This is a genomic window from Parapedobacter soli, assembly GCF_025460835.1.
GTDB lineage: Bacteria > Bacteroidota > Bacteroidia > Sphingobacteriales > Sphingobacteriaceae > Parapedobacter > Parapedobacter soli.
This window is the reverse complement of record NZ_JAMXAY010000034.1, coordinates 1-23,287: the sequence shown is the minus strand read 5'-3', so window position 1 is coordinate 23,287 and position 23,287 is coordinate 1. Positions and strand designations below refer to the sequence as shown.

Here is a 23,287-nt window from a genome sequence, read left to right as displayed (position 1 = left end):
ATTACAAGTTCAACGTTTACTTTCGTATACAATGAGTGCCAAAAGCAAACAACGCATCGTCGGCCTTCTATTCTTTGTAGCTGCCTGCAATTGGTCACCGGCCGCTGGTCAGGAGCTGACCGATTCCCTGCCGCGGCGAATCATTTTGAATGTGACAGAGAACCTAGCATCCTCGGTCGCGATTAACTGGCAAACGGCGGGTCAAGTGAAAGCGAGTTTTGCAGAACTCGCCGTCGCCGATGCGGATCCCCGTTTTGTAGAGAAAGCCATCAGGAAAAAAGCAGCAACCGAACGGGTGAACTTGGGTGATACCGTTTCGTCCAACTACCATTCATTGATTTTCGACGACCTTATTCCCAACACCAAATATGCGTACCGGGTCGGCGGGGGGAACAATTGGAGCGAATGGTTTCACTTCGTTACCGCCAGCGATAAGCCGACAGATCCATTCCAGTTTATCTATTTCGGCGACGTACAGGTAAACATCCGGTCGCTTTGGTCGCGCGTTGTGCGGGAGGCCTTCGCGAAGGCGCCGAACGCCCGGTTACAGCTGTATGCCGGTGATCTCATAAACCGTGCAAATCGGGATGGGGAATGGGCCGATTGGTTTGCGGCGGGAGGATTCATTCACAGCATGATACCCGGACTTCCCTCGCCCGGTAATCACGACCATTTTGACCTGCCGAATGGGGAGCGGGCGGCGGCCGTTCTTTGGAGACCGCAGTTTAATCTGCCATTGAACGGTCCCGAAGGGCTGGAGGAAACCTGTTATTTTGTCGATGTGCAGGGAGTACGGTTCATATCGCTCAATTCGGACCAAGCGGAAGAATCAGACCATTACCTGGAAATCCAGCGGATATGGCTGGAGCGCATTTTGGAGCAGAACCCCAACACCTGGACGGTGGTGACCTTCCATCATCCGATTTATTCGCCTAAAGGAACACGGGATAATAAGCGGATGCGGGAGACCTTCAAGCCGCTTTTCGATCGTTATGGGGTCGATCTCGTACTACAGGGCCATGACCATACATATGCACGTGGCATGGGCAAAATCCCGATGGGTGGCAAGGACGAAGTGTCGGGGACCATGTATGTGGTTTCGGTAAGCGGTCCGAAGATGACCGGTAACCATGTAGAGAAAAAATCTTGGATGGACCGGTCGGCAATCTACACCCAGTTATTTCAAATCGTTGATGTATGTCCCCAGAAATTATCTTTTAAGGCTTATTTGGCCACCGGAGAACTTTATGATGCATTTGATTTGATCAAGCAGGAAGGAGCGATCAATAAACTGGTTGACAGGGTGCCGGCAGGTATGCCGGAGCGCCAGTAAAAATTTGCATCTTTATCTTACCAAAATAAATTAGTCCTGTGATCGGTAACCGTACGGGCGATCACGTCGGATTTTAAATGGATGTTATGAGACCAATTGTTCAGATTTCGTTGGATCTTACAAATATTGAAGAGGCGGTGCGTACCGCCCACCTCGCTTTGGAGGCGGGTGTCGACTGGTTGGAGGTAGGTACCCCGCTGGTCTTGGCGGAAGGCTTGCACGGTGTGCGCCGGTTGAGGAGCGAGTTCCCGGATACGCCATTGGTGGTCGACCTGAAGACCATGGACGGCGGTTACCTGGAAGCTGAGATGATGGCCAGGGCGGGGGCAACGCACGTGGTGGTGATGGGGAGAGCCCATGCGGAGACCATCAAATGTGTGGTGCAAGCTGGGCATGATTTCGGCATTAAGGTAATGGGGGATAATCTAGCCTGCGAGTCCATGGTAGATAGCGCTAAGTTTCTGGAAGATCTGGGATGTGACTACGTCATCCACCACATCGGTTATGACGAGCGGCGGGGATTGGTTGCAAAGGGTTTTGCGTGTCCCAGTCCGCTGGATCAGCTCACGGAGGTGGTGGAAGCGGTGAATGTACCTGTTCAGGCCGTTGGGGGGCTATCTGTCGACCAAGCTATTTCATGTCCTTCGCTCGGTGCACCATTGGTCGTACTTGGAGCTCCCCTCACCATCGATTCCGATGCATTCAAAACGTCGAGCGCCACCGATCTCCCAAGTATATTGCGGACTATATGCGAAAATATCCATTCGCAGCAAATCAAGAAGACATACAAACAACCATGGGATTTTTATCAGTCGTAAATTTTGATAACCAAAAGGGCTCCGTAGAACTGCGGAAAGTGCCCAAACCTGTGCCGCAGCGCGGCGAGGTCATCCTCGAAGTGAAGGCGGTAGGGGTATGCGGGAGCGACCTACACCAATGGACCTCGAGCCATAGCTGGCCGGTGAATTATCCGGTTATCCTTGGCCATGAATTCGCTGGGATAATCCACGAAACCGGTAAGGATGTAACAACCTGGGAGGTCGGCGACCGGGTGGTGAGTGAAACCGCTGCCGTAATCGATCTTGAAAACCCGCTGTCAAAAGTAGGGTTGTATAACCTCGACCCTACACGGAAGGGATTCGGTTACGGCGTCAATGGTGCGATGACCAAATACGTTGCGGTGCCGGCCCGCTGCCTGCACCGCATACCGGATGACCTGGCGTTCGAGAAAGCCTGTCTCACCGAGCCGTGCAGTGTAGCCTATAATGCGGTGGTGAACAATGCCGATATCAAGCCCGGCGATCGGGTACTGGTCATCGGCCCGGGCACCATCGGGATGCTTTGCGCGTTGATGGCCCAGCTCAGCGGTGCCGAGGTGGCTATCGTGGGACTGGAAACCGACCGGGTGCGGCTGGACATTGCGGCGTCCTATGGCATCCAACCCTTCACCGCAGATGCCGGGGCGTGGGTGAGGGCGGTGGACGGACTGGGCGCCGACTGCGTAATCGATTCTGCGGGGATTAGCCATACCCTGCAGCTTGCCATCGACTGGGTGCGGCCCAACGGACAGGTGGTCAAAGTAGGTTGGGGGCCACAGCCCATCGGCTTTTCGCTGGACCCTATCGTGCAGAAAAATGTACGCATACAGGGCAGCTTCAGCCACAACTGGCCGGTATGGGAGAAAGTGATCCGCCTATTGGCTACCGGACGTCTGGACATCAGCAGGATCGTCGGTGGGATGTGGCCACTGGAGGACTGGGAAGTGGCTTTCCGGAAGATGAAAGACGGCGAAGTCATCAAAAGCGTACTGATACCGAAATAAACCACTAAAGGGGGGATACCATGCAAAACAATCTGTTGAAAAATAAGGTGATTATCGTAACCGGGGCATTCGGCGGTATCGGGCTCGCAATTGCCAAAGCTTGCTTGGGTGCCGGTGCGCAGGTGCTCCTCCACGGGCGGAGCGAACGGAACCTAGCCGATGCGCTTGGCTACCTAGCCGGTGGTGACCGGGTTGAAACGTTCGTCGGCAACGTAACGCGTGCTGACTTTGCGGCGGATTTGGTGGAGGCCGCTATACGCCGTTTCGGCAAAATCAATGGCATTGTCAACAACGCAGCCTACGTGGTTTCATCCCGTGTGAATGATACGACACTCCCTTTGTTTCGTGAGGTGTTGGAAGTGAATACATTGGCTCCGTTTGCCATCATCCAGGCGGCGTTGCCCTACCTGGCGGAAACCAAGGGAGCGGTGGTTAATATCGGATCGGTCAATGCCTATGCTGGGGAACCAGGGCTTCTGGCGTACAGCGTCTCAAAAGGCGCGCTGATGACGCTTACCCGTAATTTGGGGGATAGCCTGCATCGGGATTTCGGCATCCGGGTGAACCAGTTGAATGTAGGCTGGGTGCTGACCGAAAAAGAGCAGGAACGGAAGGTAAGCCACGGTTTGCCACCTGATTGGTATAAACTTATTTCGCCGATGTATGCGCCTGCGCGGAGGTTACTGGATCCGATGGAAGTGGCGAATTCCGCGGTGCTGTGGCTTTCCGATGCGTTGGGGCCCGTCAGCGGCCAGGCAATCGAGCTTGAGCAGCATCCCATCATCGGCAGGAACCCGGAGAAAAACTTAGATGTGCTAGATACCGATTAGCTATTGACATATGCCCAAATTAGCTGTATTCCCGAAAGCATTCATGAAAGCGCTTTGCGTGACGGGTGAAATGACGCTCGATGAATGGATCGACCTAGCTTCGGGATTGGAAATCGACGGACTGGAATGGTATGCAAGCTTCCTGGAGATGGCAGACCCAAAGAACTGGGCCCGTTACCGAAACCGGGTACATGATACCGGACTCGAGATACCGATGATGTGCTGTTCGCCGGATTTCACCCATCCAGACCCGGCATTCCGGAACGGACAGATCGGGCAACAGAAAAAATGGATCGATATGACCGCCGCACTGGGCGGCCGCTATTGCCGGGTGCTGTCGGGCCAGCGCCGACCGGAACTTTCCGTCGACGAAGGTGTGAAGCTGGCGGTTGAAGCGATCCACGAATGCCTCGACTATGCCCGGACGCTCGATATCACCCTAATCCTGGAAAACCACTATAAAGATGATTTCTGGAAATTTCCGGAGTTCGCACAGAAAGCCGAGGTGTTCTGCCAGCTGGTCGAGGCCATCGAAGACCCCCATTTCGGCGTAAACTACGATCCCAGTAATGCCTTTCTCGCCGGCGAGGATCCGCTGGAGCTCCTGGAGAAAGTGAAATACCGTGTCAAAACCATGCATGCCAGCGACCGGTACCTCGTGGGTGGAACCCTTGAAGACCTACGGAAGATGGAAGATAACAGCGAAGGGTATGCCGCTGTGCTGCGGCATGGCGAAATTGGCAAAGGCCTTAACGATTATGATGCGATCTTCACTACCTTGCGCGCTGTCGGTTTCGATGGCTGGATCAGTATTGAAGACGGTGTGGACGGAATGGATCAATTGGCCAGGAGTGTGAGTTTTGTAAACCGGAAGGTCAAACAATATTGGTAACATCCTATAACATCCCGTTAATTTGATATAGAACGGCAATATGACCATCATCTATCTTTGTTTCTGATCAATTTAGGATTTACAAAGATATCAATGGGTAAAAAACGTAAAGGATATATTCCCGTCATGTTAACGCCTTTCAAGGACGACGGAGTGGTTGATTTTGACGGGCTCACGAAGCTCACAACGCTTTATCTCCGAGCGGGTGCCGCGGGCCTGTTTGCCAACTGCCAATCGAGCGAGATGTTCAACCTGTCGGGCGAGGAGCAGCTCGCGGTCACTAAGCATGTGGTGCGCGTAGCGGATGGTGCCGTGCCCGTGGTCGCTACCGGTACGTTCGGCGGACCGGTAGAAAAACAAGCTGATTTTGTGAAACGGTTATATGAAACCGGGGTGGAAGCGGTGATTGTGATTACCAATATGCTGGCCGGGGAATCGGAAAGCACTGCGTTGTTTGATGAGCGATTTGAACAATTGCTGGATGCCACGCTGGGTATTCCGCTCGGGTTGTACGAATGCCCCGAGCCTTTTAAGCGGGTATTGACCGCCGAACAGCTGAAACGTTTTGTCGGCACAGGCCGGGTAATTTACCACAAAGACACCTGTTTGGATATCCAACAGGTCAGGGCAAAGTTGGAAGCGACAAAAGGGGTGTCTGATTTCGGCTTGTACGATGCTTACATGGCGCATGCCGTGGAGTCGCTGAAAGCCGGTTCGGCGGGTCTTTCCTGCATACAGGGTAATTACTATCCCGAGTTGATCGTTTGGTTATGTAACCATTACGATGACGAACGGATGGCCGATCAGGTGGGGATGGTACAGCGGTTCTTTATCGAGCACATGGATATCATGCATGATGTCTATCCAGTCGTATCCAAATATTTTCTCCAAAAAAGAGGGTTGCCGATTTCGACGTTCACGCGGAAAGATGTCGGTCTATTCGATGCACCCACCCGAAAGGGGATCGATGCATTTTATCTGGAATTTAGCCAACTGTTGGAGCAGATCGAGTTAGTTCCCAATGGCGTAACGCCGTAGTATTAGTATATTTCGGACGAAGCACATGATCATGTCAAACAAACAGATAACCATGAAGAAACAAGCAAGGATATTATTGTCCATTCTCGCCATATTTTGCCTGAAATGCTCTCCACCCAACGGGGCAGAAGAACAACGATTTGACTTGCCGCCAAAAGCAGAGGCAACTACCGCTGGGTATGTGAGCAGTGAACTCCTCTACCCGTTGGATAACAAACCTACCCCGGAGTGCCATGCATCGACCTTGGTCGAAACGCCCGATGGGTTGCTCGTCGCCTTTTTTGCGGGTACGTACGAACGCCATCCCGATGTCGGTATTTGGGTGTCTCGTATGGTGGATGGCCGATGGGCTTGGCCTGAAGAGGTGGCAAACGGTGTGCAGAACGACACGTTGCGGTATCCCTGTTGGAATCCTGTGCTTTTCCAGCCCGAAGGCGGCGACCTGATGCTGTTCTACAAAGTGGGCCCTAGTCCGCAAACCTGGTGGGGCATGGTAATCACATCGAAAGACCATGGCAAAACATGGTCGGAGCCCCATAAATTAGGGGAAGACCCAAAAGTGGGCCACCTTCTGGGTCCAATCAAAAACAAGCCGATCCAGTTGGCTGATGGAACAATTATCAATCCGACGAGTATCGAATACCCCAAAGACGATGGGGAAGACCAGGATTGGCGTGTTTACTTTGAAATCAGTAAAGACCTTGGACAAACTTGGGAAGTCGTTGGTCCGATCAACGATGGTGTGGCGTTCGATGCGATACAACCCAGCATCCTAACCTATCCCGGCGGTAAATTGCAGGTCATCTGCCGCACGCGGCAGGATGTGCTTGCCCAAAGCTGGTCGGAAGATGGTGGGCAGACGTGGAGTGAAATGACGGCGATGACATTGCCTAATCCCAATTCGGGCACCGATGCGGTGACGCTGAACGATGGCCGGCAGTTATTGGTTTACAACCATTCCACGAAGGAGGGTGAAGAACCCAAGGGAAGGAATATCCTGAACATCGCCTTATCCGTCGATGGAAATACATGGGAACCTGTGATGACCCTGGAAAATGAACCCATCGAAGACGGGTATGCGTATCCTGCCGTTATCCAGTCGCCGGATGGCTTGGTGCATATCACGTATACCTACAATAGACGGTCGATTAAACATGTAGTCATCGATCCAGCAGCGCTTTAATACAACATGCATAAAATATTCGTATCTAATTAAACAAGGGTTAATAAAGGATGGCTTATTTAGTGTCCGGTGGAAAATGATAGTATATGGAATCGACAATGACTGTGCTTAAGATGATTAGCGGTAAGATACGCCATGGCGGATTATGCTTGGTGGCTTGGTGGGCTATCTCATTTCCAACGGCTGTTTTTGGTCAGGGAAATGGGCAGGTGACACCAGCAACGGCGTTACAAAGCTACCTCGGAAACGGAGATACGTCCTATAAATGGGAAATCAGGGATAGTTTGGTGTCCGACCAAGGGACGATTTTCCAGGTATTGCTTACTTCCCAGCGTTGGCGGGAGCATACATGGACACACCAGCTCAATGTGATCATACCCAAGGAAGTGGCCTACGACGGTGGATTGTTGTTTGTCAGCAGCGGCCGTATGCAGAAGGATAACCCCGCCATGCCCGAATGGCACGACCTTGCTACGAATAGCCTTATCCAAGACATGGCCAAAATTGCGGTGACCAACCGAGCCGTTGCGGCTGTCCTTCGGCAAGTGCCCAACCAACCACTATATAACGGTTTGGTGGAAGATGAGCTAATATCGTACACCTTGCATCAGTTCCAACAGGATGGTGATTATACATGGCCTTTGCTCTTCCCGATGGTAAAAAGTGCCGTACGGGCGATGGATGCGATGCAAGAGATCGCCGCGAGCCGTTCTTCCAAACCGGTGTCGAGGTTCGTCGTTTCAGGCCTTTCGAAGCGTGGTTGGACAACCTGGCTGACCGCATCACAGGATGAACGGGTGGAAGCGTTCGCACCGATGGTCATCGATGTTTTGAATATGCCGGTGAACCTCAATTACCAAGTCGACGTGTGGAATGAATATAGCCCGCAAATACAGGATTATGTCGCCCTTGGTCTTGTACAGGATATCGAAAGCGACCGCGGCCGTACGTTAGCTCAGATGATTGATCCATACGCTTACCGATGGTTACTCGATAAGCCAAAAATGCTTTTTATGGGTACGAATGACCAATATTGGGTAATCGATGCTGTGAAACATTACATCGACAGCATCCCTGGGCCGGATTACATCCACTACGTACCCAACGAAGGGCATGACCTTGGCGACAAGAAGCAGGCTTTCCAAGCACTTTCATCTTTTTGGGGATTTACTTTACAGGGAAAACCCTATCCGGTCATTGATTACAAAGTGACGGAACGCAAGGATAAATTGAAATTGAACATTAAGGCGACAAAACCGAGGTTGGAAGGTGCGGTGGTTTGGAGCGCTGTTTCGGAAGACCAGGATTTTAGGGATGAAACGTGGGTGAAGGAGGATTTGCATCTGGCACACAAACGGAAAGTGAAGGTCACCGCTACCTTGCCCGAATCGGGTTACAAAGCGTTTTACGTGGACTTGAAATACCGCGATGCCAATGGAGCACTTTACACCCAAAGTACCCGGGTTTTCGTAGGTGATAGTAACTCCTTTTTCGTTAACTAGTTAATCTCTTTGCACCTTGTCTATAGTGTAAATTTGAAGTCAATGAAATCGAGAAATAGGTTGTTTAGTTATCTACTGTTGCTGATCACGGCAGTTTCCTGCACGGTACAACGAACACAGGTAGACCATATTTGGCATCGATACCATCACGAGCCCAATACCGTATTGGTGGCTGCGCATCGGGGTGCCCACCTATCGGTTCCGGAAAATTCGTTGCCATCAATCGATGAAGCTATCAAAGCAGGGGCACACATCGTCGAGTTGGATGTCAGGCAAACCAAGGATGGTGTCTTCGTCTTGATGCATGACAAGACCTTGGACCGCACCACAACCGGGACGGGCGAGGTTAAAGAAAAGACTTATGAAGAGCTGAAGCAAATCCGGTTGACCAATCATGGCGAAGTTACCGCATATCATATACCTACCATGGAGGAAGCACTATTGCGGGCGAAAGGCAAGATACTCGTGGATATCGATTTCAAGGCAGATGGTATGCAGGCGCGATTTGATGCCTATCGGCAGATTGCTGATTTGGACGTGACGGACCATGTGATTTTTTTCCTCTATGACTATACGGAAATGGCCACGCTGCACGCATACGATCCGCGTATCAAAATCATGCCCCGCGCGTACGATACCGAACAATTGGATGAAATCATAAAATCGGGTCTCACCGATATCGTTCATATTGACGCTTCTTATTATAACGATAGCTTATTCCATGCCATTACCCAACGTAGTCCGATACGTATTTGGGCAAATGCATTGGGGACACCGGATCAGGAGGAAGCCGCCGGCCACGGGGGGTATGCGAAGCTGTTCGAACAGATGAAATATATCAATGTTGTACAAACGGACTTCCCGGAGAAAATGGTTGTGTTTATACGAGGAAGGTCTGAATCACAACCATGACAACCAAATAAGCCAGGTATGAATACGATTTTTCGCCTTTTTAGTTTATTAGCTATATCGTTAACCATGGGTATGTCGGTGTGCGCGCCCGTGCAGGATACCCGCCGGGATTCCGTGGCGGGCGTAATGGGCGATGTGGTTACCCGGCTGTATGAGCAGCTGACATCGGCCGAACTGGATACCATCAGCCATGCTTTTGTACTAGGGGTTATCTTGCCACAGGAAAAAAACACGCTGGCAACCGCCTATTGGAAGTTCGAGGTGAATGTGCCAGCCGTCGTGTCCGTGATGCGGGATACCGCACAACGGGAGATCCCGTTTTGGTTGACCGGCCAAGGGTTCCGGAAGACGGAGCTAATGGTGTCTAACGGGCTGTATACCTATGAAGTATGGCAAAAGGAGTATGCAGCGGGTGAGGTGGGTCTCGGCATTAATGGATTCGACAAGCATCGGCCAGTCTACTTCGTCAGTGTCGCATCCATAAATCCGAGCGATAACCTGGAAATCGCCCCAATCTTCCCACGTGATCAACGGATTACCGAATTGGACACCGGCGCATTCACTTACCTGGATTGGGATGGATTAGTCTTGACGGACGTTCCCCATGAGTTGCGGGGCCAACGATTGTTGCCGACCATACGTGGCCGTGCGCGGGAGGCCCATGTAGTGGAAGGCTTTCGGTATACCGACTTCCCTTCGGGTGTTGTGCCGGACCAGATTACATTAACATTGCCCGAAGACCCGTCGACGGGCATGGTGGTACAGTGGCGTTGCGACCGGACGGTGGCCGGCTCGTGGATAAAATACTGGCAGGAAAATGCCACAGATACGGCTTTTATCGAGGCTAAACGCCAGTTATTGGAGGATCGGCAGCTACGGAATGATCGGTATACCAGCCGGTTCACCGCAGCGCTGGATGGGCTGGCGCCGGGGGCAACCTACTTTTATATGGTAGGACATGACGGTGCCATATCGGACACGTTGCATTTCAAAACGGCCGATGCGGACAACCGGTTTGCGTTTACCTGGTTCGGGGATGTACACAACGATCCAAAATGGGGAGCGCTATTGCAGCGCGCCGCCGTGCGTTACCCCGAAACTGCCTTCTACGTCCTAGCGGGTGATTTGGTCAATACAGGTCTGCACGGTGACGACTGGGATACCTTATTTGGATATTCCAACGGTGTATTTGGTCGGACGCCGCTGATGGCGGTACCTGGAAACCACGACAGCCAGGACGGGCTGGGCGCGGCGCGTTACCAAAGCACACTGGCCTATCCCCAGAATGGCCCGGCAGGTCTGCCATCCGGGCTTACGTACGCCTTCCGGTATGAAAACGCGTTATTCCTTATGCTTGATGTGGTTAGTTTTTCCGTTGCGGAGCAGAAGGATTGGATTGCCCACCAACTGCAGGCCACCGATGCTGTTTGGAAATTTGTGGTCTTCCACTTCCCCCCTTATACATCCGAGGAGCCCTATCCAGACATCGTTGCGGACTGGGTGCCGCTGTTTGATCAATATGGGGTGGATATGGTGATGAACGGGCACTTCCATTACTACCTGCGTACAAACCCGCTGAAGAGAGGGGAATCTCAGCCAGAAATGACCGCAGGCACAACGTATATTATGTCCGTGGGTACGAAGGGTAAGAACGAGTCGGGCACTATAGAACCCTACGCGGCAAAACGTTTAAACGAAGGATACCTGTATCAGCACCTCCGAATCGACGGGCGGAAGCTGGACTACGTGTGCATGGATTCGACAGGGAACGTGCGGGATACCTTTCGTATCCATAAATAACCGATGGCAACGCTGGATAATGATTAACCATGAAAAGACTGATATTGACATTTTTTTACTTCTTTACCGGTTTTGTGCTTGCTAATGCGCAAGGAGGTACCTCAAAAGTAACCGTTACTGATTCGGTATTGGTGTTTCCCTTGCAGGCGCAGCATGTGCACGGAAGCAGCGTGGTGGAGTTGCCGAATGGAGATCTGTTGCTCGCGTGGTTCCAGGGCAGTGGGGAACGTACTGCAGACGATGTGCGGATCATGGGAGCACGAAAGAAAAACGGAGGCCGGTATTGGAGCGAGCCTTTCGAGCTAGCGGATACGCCCCACCTGCCCGATTGCAATCCGGTGCTCTTCATGGCGGGAGATAAGTTGTTTCTGGTATGGATTGCCGTACAGGCCAATAAATGGGAGAACTCGGTTTTGCGTGTACGGTCCACCATTCAATATGGTGACATGGGGGCGCCTGTGTGGGAATGGCAGGATAACATACTCCTCAAGCCCGGCGAGGATTTCGCGGAAGCGGTTGTGCAGGGGTTCAAGGAACTCCCACCTACCCACCATGGCTGGTCGGAATACGCGCCACGATACGACGAGATGATCATCGATGCCAGTACGGATGTCACCAAGCGGAGCACGGGGTGGATGACCCGTATCAAGCCGCTTATCACCGCCGATGGCCGGATCTTGTTACCACTGTATTCCGATGGGTTCAATTTTTCAATGGTCGCAATTTCCGATAATGGGGGCGTGTCTTGGTTGCCAAGCCTACCCATAGTGGGGAGGGGACCTATCCAACCCACATTGGCGCAGCGAGAGGATGGCCGTATAATTGCCTACATGCGGGATAGCGGAGATGCACCCACACGTGTGCAGGTGAGCGAGTCATTCGACGGCGGGAGGAGCTGGACCGTTGCGCGCAAAACGGAAATCCCCAACGGTGCCAGTGTAGATGTGGTGGTTCTGGCAGATGGCAGATGGGCCATGCTGGGCAACGATGTCGACGACGGCCGGTACCGGTTGAGCCTATACTTATCAACCGATGAAGGAAAGACGTGGCCGGTGAAATTCCCCATCGAATACGATGCCTCCAAATCAGGAAGGTATTCGTATCCGTCGCTGATCCAAGGACAAGATGGAGTGCTCCATATGACCTATTCCTTCCATCCGGACAATGGCCGGAAGACAATCAAATATGTGGCGGTAAGACCGTAGGGGTTGTCGCGGCCGCCGTAATTTTTTATCACTCAATAGATGAACATGACACGTAATATACGATTACTATTATTGATTGCGTTTGGGACTTATGCCTGTGGTAAACCAGGACCTCGGCAGGGCACGGCCTATTCCGATACTGTATTTATGCAGGATTACAGTGTGAAATACCTTTTCAGTGAGGAGGGCGTGCAATTGCAACGGGTACATGCTGACCGCGACGGGAAAGTGCAAATGCTCGCATCGGATGGGCTCAAACACCTGCGTGACGGACGGTTCCTGTACCCGGGTAGCGTAGTAACAGACAATACGTACCGGTTTATGTCGGCAAAGGCAATCGTGGATATGGTGCTTTGCAAGGACGAGTTCGTTTATCTCGATAAACAGGCGGTTTTCAGCAATGCTTGGTCCGGGCGATTGTTTGTGGAGCATCAATTGGAAGAACCGACTGTCTTCGCCGCCAACGATGCGCAGGAGTTTTTGGCGACCGACGGGCGTGCTGTACACTTCATTCAGGATGGGGTCGTTGCCTGGAAAGGCCAGGTTTCGGGTAGTGATGTTGTCGACATGGTAGCCCACCCCAAAGATCATTCACTGTTTTTTTTACTTGTGGAAGATGGCGTGTACCGGTTTACTACCCCGACGCGTTCATTGGAGAAAATATATGACGGCGCGAACCTGACGGCTTTCGATGTTGACGATTACCGTAATGAGCTGGTTGTGGGTACGTCCGATGGCTATTTTCGCTATGATTTGGAACGTGGTGAAGTAGCTGCGGATATCCAGCGGATACTTCCGTGGACGGATATCACCGTGGTGAAACTGATTGATGGGAATTCTTGGTTCGGTACTTCCAAAGGAGCTTTCGTGGTGCGGGAAGGAGATGATATCGCATATTATGCGAGCAAGCGTTGGTTGCCGAGCGACCACGTGGTGGACATCGCCGCTGGACCGGACGCTTCGGTGTTGTTATTGACCGATGGTGGGCTCGGTGTTATCCATTTCAAAGAAATGACCCTGCATGAAAAGGCCATGTATTATGAACAACAGGTACGGGAGAGGCACATCCGGAATGGTTTCAATGCCACACTCGTAGGCATGCAGGAAGGTGATCTGAGTACCGGCTATCTAGGGGATTCCGACAATGACGGACTATGGACGTCGCTTTACCTAGCTGCGGAAGCGTTCCGCTATGCAACCACGGGTGAGCAAGAGGCACTGGACTATTGCGTGGAGTCGTTGGATGCCATGAGCCGGTTATATGATATCAACCCCGTTCCAGGTTTTCCGGCGCGTTCCTTTGAGCGGCGCGGAACAGGGGATACCCGCGATATACTTTCCGACCCCGAGCGCTGGCAGCTGGTAGACCACCCCGACTGGTACTGGAAGGCCACGACCAGTAGTGATGAGGCGATCGGTCATATCTTTGCATTCGGTGTAATCGCCGAATTGGTAGATCACGAGGAAACGCGGCAGAAGGCCATTCGTCTTATCGATACCTTGATGGGGCATATTGTACAGCACGACCTTTATCTGGTAGACTATGACGGACAGCCCACCACCTGGGGTCGGTGGAACCCCGAGTACGTCAATGCATTCCCCACGAACGTGGGCGACCGGAAACTGAATTCGTCCAATATCATCGGTATGCTCCAGACCGCTTATCACTTCACGGGTAAGCCCATATATCGCGAAACCGCTTTCGATCTGATGGACAACCATGGGTACCTGGAGAATCTCTTGCGCCCGATGGCAGAAATCGGAACGGCGCCGGATGGCGCCGACGATTGGAGCCAGATGCTTTCGAGTGCGTGGAACCATTCGGATGACGAAATGTATTTTGCAGGCTACTGGGGGTTGTACCGGTATGCGTTCAATGATACGCTCAAATCGAAATATGGCGAGGCCATCCGCGATCATTGGGAAGCGGAAAGACCCGAAAAGGAAGGCGCGTGGAATATTTTCACTGCGATTACCGGCACAGACTCCATTGATCTGAAAGAGGCCGTATGGTATCTGAAGGAATATCCGCTCGACCTGATCCAATGGACTGTTACGAATAGCCATCGGAAAGACATTGAACACGTGGCGCCCAATTTCCGGGGTCAGACCACCGCGGAGGTATTACCTCCAGATGAATTGAAGATATCCCGCCATAATGCTAATCGGTTCACACTGGATGGGGGTACCCATGGCGCAGCTGAAAACAGCGCTGGCGACATCTGGCTGTTTCCGTATTGGATGGGTAGATACCTAGGGGTTATCGAAGCCCCGATAAAAGAATAATCGTTGGCCAATGACTATGGGTAAATTCATTGTTTATTAATGTAGTGGTTACCTGTTATTAATCTTTTTTACATTCTGTAAATCAATGTGTTGTTAGTTGGGTAACATGATAAAATGCGCCATGCAAATGATAATATTGTATAAAGAAAATAGGCATACTCCATCTATTTTTGGGTAGTTAAAACAAGGTAATCGCTTTCAGCGATAAGAACGGGCGACAAGTATATTCGGATTCTAACCAATCATTAGCAATACAATAGCAATGACAAAAAATACGGGAGTTGGGCGTTTGGTTTCCTTGGATGCGTTCCGGGGATTTACGATAGCAGCAATGATTATCGTGAACACACCGGGCTCGTGGGAGTATGTGTATGCGCCGTTGCGGCATGCATCTTGGCATGGTATTACACCTACTGATTGTATTTTTCCCTTTTTTGTTTTTATCGTCGGTATTTCCATTACGCTTTCCTACCGTAAGATGCTCGACGCCGGCCGGTCGAAAGCGGGGCTGGTGGGAAAGACCCTGAAACGCGCAGCCCTTATCTTTCTTATTGGGATTTTCTTGGGATTATTTCCAGACTTCGCTTTCGAGGATATACGCATTCCAGGCGTGCTGCAACGGATCGCGGTCGTGTTTTTAGTATGTGCATTGCTTTACTTGTATACTACCTGGAAACAGCAGGCCATCATTGGCAGTGCCCTACTACTCCTGTATTGGGCTGCGATGCTACTGGTGCCTGTGCCGGGCGTAGGTATAGGCGTATTGGAACCGGGCAAAAATCTTGCCGCCTGGGTTGATGGCTTGCTCATACCGGGCACGATGTGGCAGGGCACGTGGGATCCGGAAGGTATACTCAGTACTTTTCCAGCAATTGCTACCGGGATCTCCGGGATGTTGGCCGGAAAGCTTTTAGCAATTGATGGTATGTCATACGAGCGGAAAGTAATCTGGTTGTATTTGGGGGGATTGTCGGCTTTCATCGTTGGCTCGGCATGGGGATGGGTGTTTCCCATCAATAAGAATCTGTGGACAAGTTCCTATGTGTTATATACCGCCGGCTTGGCCGCCATGGTGTTCGGGTCGCTTTTTTTCGTTATCGAGGTATTGAAGTTAAGCGCTTGGGCGAAGGTTGGGGTCGTATTCGGGGCTAACGCGATAACGGCATACGTCATCGGTGGGGTGCTCCCTGAGCTCTTGGAACCAGTCAACACGTGGTATGGCCATCATTTCATCAACGGGGGTGGGGCTGAGGTCGCTTCCCTGCTTTGGGCAATCGGTATTTGCGCCTTATGCTACATCCCCATTTACGTGCTTTATAAAAGGCAAATCTTTATCAAAATCTAATGGCAACTTAATAAGCAACAACTTTTTTTGCGACGTCGAAACTCATCAAAGCATCAAGTATGGATAATCGAATAAACCAAAGTGAATCGTTATGGAAATAGGAAAATTTACAATTAGGAAAAAGTGGTTTGGAGTCTTGTTTTGCGTCGTCATCGTCTTGTTGTTCGGTGTAGACGTGCAGGCGCAGAGCCAAACGAATGTATCGGGGGTTGTTACAGGTCCCGATGGGAGTCCGGTCGCGGGGGTAACCGTTAATGTCCAAGGCACGGAGCAGGCTGTATCCACGGACGGTTCAGGGCGTTATGTACTTAATAACCTGCCTGCGGGAGCGTCGTTGGTATTTAACGCGTTGGGTTATGAAACCATGACCATTGCGGTCGGCGGCAGATCAGTGGTCAATGTGGAATTGAAGCCTAGTGAGGAAGCCTTGGAAGAAGTGGTGGTTACGGCGTTGGGCATCAAACGGGAAGAGCGGTCGCTGGGTTATTCCGTGGGTAAGGTGGATGGCGCGGAGCTATCGCGTGTAGCTAATGAGAACGTGTTGAGCGGTATGGCTGGGAAGGTGCCCGGGGTGGCGATCAGTTCCACAGGCGGCACAGGCTCTTCTGTCAGTATGGTGATAAGGGGAGCTACGTCGCTGGTTAACGACAACCAGCCCTTGTTTGTCGTAGACGGCGTACCAATAGCGAATACACTGAATAATGTATCGCAGATGGGTAATGACAACAAGGTGGATTATGGGAACGCTATTTCCAGCTTGAATCCGGACGACATCGAAAGTGTATCCATTTTGAAAGGTCCGAGTGCTGCTGCGTTATACGGTTCCAGAGCGGGCAACGGGGTAGTCCTTATCACCACGAAATCAGGAGCCGGCGTCAATAAAATGACGATATCGGTAACCAGCAATACGGTGTTTGATATGCCGTACCGCTATTTGGACATGCATAGCCAGTTTGCCACGGGCATCTTTCCGTTTACCCCTGAGTTCAGTCCTTATCCGGGTGGTATCTTGCAGATTGAAGAGGGATCTGCCGGAGGCGTAGGCCCCGAGTTGGACAAAGGGTATAAAGCCATACAATGGAACAGTCCGCTGGATGAAAACGGGAATAGAATACCCACAGAATTGAAATCATACCCGGATAACGTTAAGAATTTTGTGCAAACGGGTATTACTTCGACCAATGGCGTGTCGATTGCCAATAACTCCGAAAAGATGAATTATCGGATTTCGTATTCAAATATGGCCAATCGCGGTATCATTCCGAACACAGACCTTTCGCGCAATTCGATTAACATGAGCTCGACGTTGAAGCTGCATCCTAATTTTTCCATTTCGTCCAATATAGACTTCAGCAGAAACGGGTCGGATAACCGGCCGGCAAACAATAGGGGGGCAAATCCGTTGGAATGGGCTTATAAAGTATCACCGCATGTTAATATCCTCGACCTTCAAAATTATTGGGTAGAAGGGAAGGAGAATATTGAGCAGTTTACCACAGCGCTTGGTGAAAAGAATAATCCCTACTTTCTGGCATACGGCGTGAATAATTCATTCGTCCGCGATCGGGTGTTTGGAAATGTCCGGGCGGATTGGCAGATTACTTCCAACTTAGATTTGATGGTGAGGTACGCACTCGATACTTACCAGGAACAACGGGAGTCTAAAATCCCGTACAGTTATACCAATGACGCCAAAGGTGTTTATGGAATAATGAATTTACACCGGCAGGAACAGAATATCGATTTCTTAGCTACCTATAAACGGCGCGTGAATTGGCTTGACCTATCGGTTTCGGCCGGTGGTAATACCCTTTATGTACGAAACCGGGATGAAAGCAATTCCAGCAAAGGAGGATCGGGTTTGGTGGTGCCGGGCCTATATACGTTGTCGAATATCAGTCCATCGGGCTTGAACTACGGTAGCTACCTAGCTGAGAAGGCGGTGAACAGCGTCTATGGACTGGTGAATTTTGGGTTCAATGACATGGTTTATCTCGATTTGACAGCCCGTAATGACTGGTCCAGTACGTTGCCGGAAAACAATCGATCCTATTTCTACCCGTCGGCATCCCTCAGCGTATTGGTAGACGAAATATTCCGTTTGCCGCAACAAGTAAACCTTTTGAAATTACGTGGCGGGGTGGCGCGAGCTGGAAACGATACAGGACCGTATAACCTCATTAATGTGCTGGCCAACGCAGGAGCCTGGGGTGATGTGACACGGCTTACGAAGCCAGGAAATATGCTGCTGCCCGATCTCAAACCCGAGATTGCTACTTCTTATGAATATGGTTTGGATTTGGCACTGTGGGACAATCGCCTGCGCTTTGAGGGCACCTATTATCAATTGGATAATGAGAACCAGATTATTCCAGCCAAGTTACCGGGGTCTAGCGGTTTCACGTCAAAGAATATCAATGCGGGGCTGTTGCGTAGCCGTGGTTTTGAGCTGGCACTGAGTGGCACGCCCGTGCTAACAAACGATTGGCGGTGGGATGTCGGCTTAAATTGGTACCGCAATAGAACACGGATTATGGAACTGAGTGAGGGGCTGGAATTCTATGATTTATGGGGCGATGCTAAAGGCGGTGCGCGGACCTATGTAGGACAAGAAATCGGTGATCTGTATGACGCAGAGCTGGTAACGGTTACCGATCCGAATTCGAAATATTATGGTTGGCCGATACTTGACGACGAGGGCTCATGGCAAGATGTGGGGATGAACAACGCAACCAATAAAGTTGGGAATTTCAACCCCGATTTCTCGATGGGAATGATGTCTTCGTTAAGTTACAAACGCTTTTCGTTGAACTTCTCATTGGATATGCGTTTTGGGGGGGATTTTGTTTCGCAAACGTATCGGTACTCAGAATCGGATTTAATGACCCAGCGATTCTTGGACAATTTGATTGACCCGAAAGGCATGACAGGCACCGAGCTTGCCAACTACCTGATTGATAATGATCTGATCGTGGTCCGTGGGAACCGGTTCAACATTGTTGGCGGGCCTACCGCGGAGATGGGCGGTTTCCCTTTCAATTACGAGGGGCAGGCGTACCCCTACGGTGGTGTATTTAATCCCGGTGTGATTGCCCAGTACGATGGCGACGGTAATATCGTAGGCTATACCGAAAATCTGGGCGGTGAAGGAACCCAATATATCCCGTATAGTGATAACTATCCCTGGAACTTTATGCGGGCGGCCTTGTTCGATGCATCGTATATTAAATTACGGGAAATTTCGCTGGGCTACGACCTACCCACCAACTTTGTGCGCCGCTTGGGTATAAGCAACGCCAATATTGCCGTATATAGTAGGAACATCATTTTATGGACCAAATCAAAGATCGGTATCGATCCTGAAATGGCCTTCCAACAGGAGAGCGGCGCACAAGCCGGGACCCAGTTCAAACAAGGAATCGAACGTTATAACGTAACCCCCTGGGTTATGCCGATCGGTTTTAAATTAGGTGTTAACTTCTAAAGGATAAAAGCGATGAAATCGATTAAAATAAATAGACAATGGGTTTTTGGGACATTTCGCGTGTTAGGAATGGGTTTCGCGTTCCTGTTTTTTGGGGCGTGTAAAGACCTGACGGAATTGAATATCAACCCCAATGGTGCCAGTGAAGAGAATGTAAACCCTAATCTGGTGCTGCCGACCGTATTAACGGAGAGTGCCAAAATATATCTTAATCTAGGATACCAGGACATTGCGGGTGTGGTACAGCACACACAAAAGGACGCTTGGGCAAGTGGCCATAATGACTATGACTGGGGTGGCAACCAAAGTTGGAACGGGTATTATGACGTGCTTCGGAACAATACGCTGTTATACAAACGTGCGTCTGAAGAGGGGATGGAATTCCACCAAGGAGTGGCCTTGGTGATGCGTGCATTTATGTTTGGTTTGATTACGGATTTATGGGGCGATGCGCCATATACGGATGCGCTAAAAGGAGATGAGGGTGGGGTAGAATACATGTTGCCCAAATTTGATACCCAGGAAACGATTTATACGGGGATCATCGGCGAACTAGAGCAGGCGAACGGGTTGTTGTCTAAGTCGGCTTCCGATTACACCGGGATTGTCGCAAACGCCGATGTATACTACCGCGGTAAGCCTGAGCAGTGGCGCAAATTTGCTAATTCGTTGTTGCTGCGGTATTATATGCGCATCGCCGAAAAAATGCCTGAGGTCGCAAAAGCGGGGATTGAGAAAATAGTGGGTAATCCGGGTCAATACCCCATTATCACTGTTGCCGCCGACGATGCAACGATGCCCTTCCTAGGTAACTCGGCCTCGGATTCCTGGCCGCATAACATACAATTTGATGTTGACGCCGGCAGTAATTATAGGCGATTGAAGATGTGTTCAACGTTGGTTGACTACATGCAGGCATTGAATGATCCCCGACTTTTCAAGTGGGCGAATAAAGTGGAGGTCCCATTGAAGATGGATGCGAGCTTGCCGGCGGGTACGGACGAAATCAGGGATGGTGTACGATACCTATCGCCGGATAAGGTAGGGGCAGTTGCAATCGATCAGGATGCGGATTACGTAGGCATACCACCCAGTTGGTCTGCACTGCCCTCGGCCTACAACCTAAATCCTACACCAGGGCAATTGTCGTACAACCCCCATGTATCTTTCCTGAACGACATCTATAAGGACGCCTCTGGCCCACTTTTGAAAGTTCGTCTGCTATCTGCTGCTGAAGTGAACTTTATTTTGGCCGAAGCCGCAGTGAAGGGTTGGTCTGTAGGAAATGGGGAGGATTATTATAACGAAGGGATCAAGCAATCATTGGAAGCTTGGACAGTAGGTGGCTCTTATGGTGATTATATAGAAAATGAGGGGGTAGCTTATGAAGGAACCGTAAAGCAAATTATCGAACAAAAGTGGATCGCCAGCTGGACAGCGGCTACTGAGGCTTGGTTTGATTTCCGCCGCACGGGATACCCCGAGTTGGTAGCAGGCCCGGTAGCTTTAAGGGATGTGCTTCCTGTTAGGTTTTATTATATGCAGGACGAATTATCTGTTAATCGCCAAAACGCTGAAGCAGCATTGGAACGATTGGAAGTAACCTCGCATTCGCAGGCTGACAATAAGAACAGTGCTTGGTCTAAACCATGGGTGATTCAAGGAACGGGTAAACCTTGGTAATCGAAGTGTTTTCGTCGATAAAAGGATAGCGCGCACGTGTTTTTGAAGAAATTGTATGGCAATGGTGTGGAAAATTGTATTTTCGTCTACCAAGATAAATTTACATACGATTATTTTTCAGCTATCATGAACAGACTTTCTTTCATCCGCGTCATCGCACTTGCCTGCGCGCTTTGCTGCCTTTCGCCGGTTGCTTCCGCTCAATCCCGGCCGCCGCACCCCATACAGGTGCTGGTGTCGCCGGATAAACCGGATTGGACGTATACACCCGGGGAAGAGGCAACATTCACGATACAGCTATTGAAGCATCAGGTGCCGATGGCTGACGTGGAAGTATCATACACCTTGGGTCTCGAAAAGATGCCGCCGACCGACCAGGGCACGGTCATATTGAAAAACGGTAAGGCGCAAGTGAAAGGCAAGCTGAGCGATCCCGGGTTCTTGCGCTGCGAAGCGCGTATCTCGGTTGATGGTACCACCTACCGGGGATTAGCTACTGCCGGCTACGCACCGGAAAATATCCAGCCCACGCAGCAGCTGCCGGATGACTTCTGGGACTTTTGGAACAACGCGAAAGCTGAGGCAGCTAAAGTCCCCATGGATGCGAAGCTGACCTTGCTGCCCGATCGCTGTACGGAGAAGGTGGATGTGTATCAGGTGAATATCCAGAACTACGAGACCGGTAGCCGTCTTTACGGTATCCTTGCTAAGCCTAAAGCCCCTGGCAAGTATCCCGCGGTGTTGCAAGTGCCGGGTGCGGGAATACGGCCGTACTACGGTATTGTGGATTTGGCAGAAGAGGGTATCATCACCCTGCAAATCGGTATCCACGGTATTCCGGTTGTTTATGAGACGGGTCTGTATAATGATCTGCGGGCCGCATCGTTGAAGAATTACCAGTTTTTCAACCTCGATGACCGCGATGAATATTATTATAAAAGGGTGTACCTCGGCTGTGTGCGGGCCGTGGATTACCTTGTTTCACTTTCTGAATTCGACGGCAGTAACTTAGCGGTTTGGGGTGGTAGCCAAGGTGGAGCGTTATCGATTGTGACTGCGGCATTGGACAACCGGATAAAGTACCTCGTGTCGCTATATCCGGCCCTTTGTGATTTGACAGGCTACCTCCACGGCCGTGCGGGTGGCTGGCCGCATATGTTCAATGCATCCAATGCGCCGTTCATGGCGAAGGAAGAAAAAATCAAGACTTCCGCGTATTATGATGTTGTCAATTTCGCGCGGTCGGTCAACGTACCGGGTTTTTATACCTGGGGTTATAACGATGAAACCTGTCCGCCCACGTCATACTATTCGGCTTATAATAAGATACAGGCACCGAAAGAATTGTATTTGGTGCAGGAGACCGGGCATTGGACATATCCCGAACAACAGGTAAAGATTCGGGAATGGCTTTTTTCGAGACTGCGGAAATAGCAGAGGTGGGAACAGCTAATTAAAATTTGAGTCTTTTGGGGTTTATTGTGGTGATAGTCACTTACGGCATCTTGAGTCCAGGTGAGCCTCATCGAAATTACCGTTTATTATGATACAGATTCGGGTATTTGTTTCTTGTATTGGCCATTACATCTTCGTGCGATATGACACGTCCTTCTTCGGCAGATTTCAAGGCGGCATCGACGGCCTCCTTTTCCTCCGTACTTAAGTTCAATTTAACTTGTTTTGTAGTGGAGTTTTTTAAAGATACTAGTTGGCTAATCAATTTTCTGTCATCGAGAGTACTCAGCCAACGGATAATACCTAGTTTTTCAGCTTGAATATCCATGTTAAATCCCTAATCTGTTAATAACGTTATTATGTCACCACGGCCGCGTTGCCTGATTTTTCAATAATTCGTTTTATCATACTATGGGTCAATTCACCAAAAGTAATGTTTTTCAGTGATTGTATTCACCAAAAGTAATGCTTTTCAGGGATTTCGCTTTTAAAGTTTTAGCACCTTTTCACGGTATTT

At 50.5% G+C, this 23,287-nt stretch carries 17 protein-coding genes; 16 read left to right on the top strand and 1 reads right to left on the bottom strand.

Features of this window, described 5'->3' with window-relative positions:
* Positions 1–31 precede the first annotated feature (31 nt).
* The 16 genes from NGM62_RS14445 to NGM62_RS14370 all read left to right on the top strand — a co-directional run bounded on the left by NGM62_RS14445 (position 32) and on the right by NGM62_RS14370 (position 22,749).
* Positions 32–1,333, top strand: coding sequence for a purple acid phosphatase family protein (locus NGM62_RS14445; RefSeq protein ID WP_262248962.1), 1,302 nt, complete (start codon positions 32–34; stop codon positions 1,331–1,333).
* 86 nt (positions 1,334–1,419) lie between these two features.
* Positions 1,420–2,151, top strand: a complete 732-nt coding sequence (locus NGM62_RS14440; protein WP_262248961.1) for an orotidine 5'-phosphate decarboxylase / HUMPS family protein — start codon at positions 1,420–1,422, stop codon at positions 2,149–2,151.
* A complete protein-coding gene (locus tag NGM62_RS14435; RefSeq protein WP_262248960.1) occupies positions 2,130–3,155 on the top strand; it encodes a zinc-binding dehydrogenase in 1,026 nt (341 codons plus the stop codon). The genes NGM62_RS14440 and NGM62_RS14435 overlap by 22 nt, the downstream gene beginning before the upstream one ends.
* A 20-nt stretch (positions 3,156–3,175) precedes the next feature.
* Entirely contained in the window at positions 3,176–3,985 is an 810-nt protein-coding gene (locus NGM62_RS14430; protein WP_262248959.1) for an SDR family NAD(P)-dependent oxidoreductase, read from the top strand.
* 10 nt (positions 3,986–3,995) lie between these two features.
* A complete protein-coding gene (locus NGM62_RS14425) occupies positions 3,996–4,877 on the top strand; it encodes a sugar phosphate isomerase/epimerase family protein (RefSeq protein WP_262248958.1) in 882 nt (293 codons plus the stop codon).
* 93 nt (positions 4,878–4,970) lie between these two features.
* Positions 4,971–5,915, top strand: coding sequence for a dihydrodipicolinate synthase family protein (locus NGM62_RS14420; RefSeq protein WP_262248957.1), 945 nt, complete (start codon positions 4,971–4,973; stop codon positions 5,913–5,915).
* Positions 5,916–5,967: 52 nt separating this feature from the next.
* On the top strand, positions 5,968–7,098 hold the full coding sequence (locus NGM62_RS14415; protein WP_262248956.1) for a sialidase family protein: 1,131 nt from the start codon (positions 5,968–5,970) through the stop codon (positions 7,096–7,098).
* Between the two features lie 86 nt (positions 7,099–7,184).
* Positions 7,185–8,600: a PhoPQ-activated pathogenicity-related family protein gene (locus NGM62_RS14410; protein WP_262248955.1), complete on the top strand. Its 1,416-nt coding sequence runs from the start codon at positions 7,185–7,187 to the stop codon at positions 8,598–8,600.
* A 42-nt stretch (positions 8,601–8,642) separates the two neighbouring features.
* On the top strand, positions 8,643–9,512 hold the full coding sequence (locus tag NGM62_RS14405; protein WP_262248954.1) for a glycerophosphodiester phosphodiesterase family protein: 870 nt from the start codon (positions 8,643–8,645) through the stop codon (positions 9,510–9,512).
* An 18-nt stretch (positions 9,513–9,530) separates the two neighbouring features.
* Positions 9,531–11,312: a purple acid phosphatase family protein gene (locus NGM62_RS14400; protein WP_262248953.1), complete on the top strand. Its 1,782-nt coding sequence runs from the start codon at positions 9,531–9,533 to the stop codon at positions 11,310–11,312.
* A gap of 29 nt (positions 11,313–11,341) precedes the next feature.
* Positions 11,342–12,517 (top strand): sialidase family protein, encoded by a 1,176-nt coding sequence (locus NGM62_RS14395; RefSeq protein ID WP_262248952.1) that lies wholly within the window; start codon positions 11,342–11,344, stop codon positions 12,515–12,517.
* A gap of 39 nt (positions 12,518–12,556) precedes the next feature.
* Complete coding sequence (locus NGM62_RS14390) at positions 12,557–14,803, top strand: hypothetical protein (protein WP_262248951.1); 2,247 nt, start codon at positions 12,557–12,559, stop codon at positions 14,801–14,803.
* 262 nt (positions 14,804–15,065) lie between these two features.
* Positions 15,066–16,148, top strand: a complete 1,083-nt coding sequence (locus NGM62_RS14385; protein ID WP_262248950.1) for an acyltransferase family protein — start codon at positions 15,066–15,068, stop codon at positions 16,146–16,148.
* A gap of 91 nt (positions 16,149–16,239) precedes the next feature.
* Positions 16,240–19,632, top strand: a complete 3,393-nt coding sequence (locus tag NGM62_RS14380) for a SusC/RagA family TonB-linked outer membrane protein (RefSeq protein WP_262248949.1) — start codon at positions 16,240–16,242, stop codon at positions 19,630–19,632.
* Positions 19,633–19,644: 12 nt separating this feature from the next.
* On the top strand, positions 19,645–21,315 hold the full coding sequence (locus NGM62_RS14375) for a SusD/RagB family nutrient-binding outer membrane lipoprotein (protein WP_262248948.1): 1,671 nt from the start codon (positions 19,645–19,647) through the stop codon (positions 21,313–21,315).
* A gap of 126 nt (positions 21,316–21,441) precedes the next feature.
* Complete coding sequence (locus NGM62_RS14370; protein WP_262248947.1) at positions 21,442–22,749, top strand: acetylxylan esterase; 1,308 nt, start codon at positions 21,442–21,444, stop codon at positions 22,747–22,749.
* 97 nt (positions 22,750–22,846) lie between these two features.
* Here the strand turns inward: NGM62_RS14370 and NGM62_RS14365 are convergent, their stop codons facing one another.
* On the bottom strand, positions 22,847–23,098 hold the full coding sequence (locus NGM62_RS14365; protein WP_262248946.1) for a hypothetical protein: 252 nt from the start codon (positions 23,096–23,098) through the stop codon (positions 22,847–22,849).
* Between the last annotated feature and the right edge of the window lie 189 nt (positions 23,099–23,287).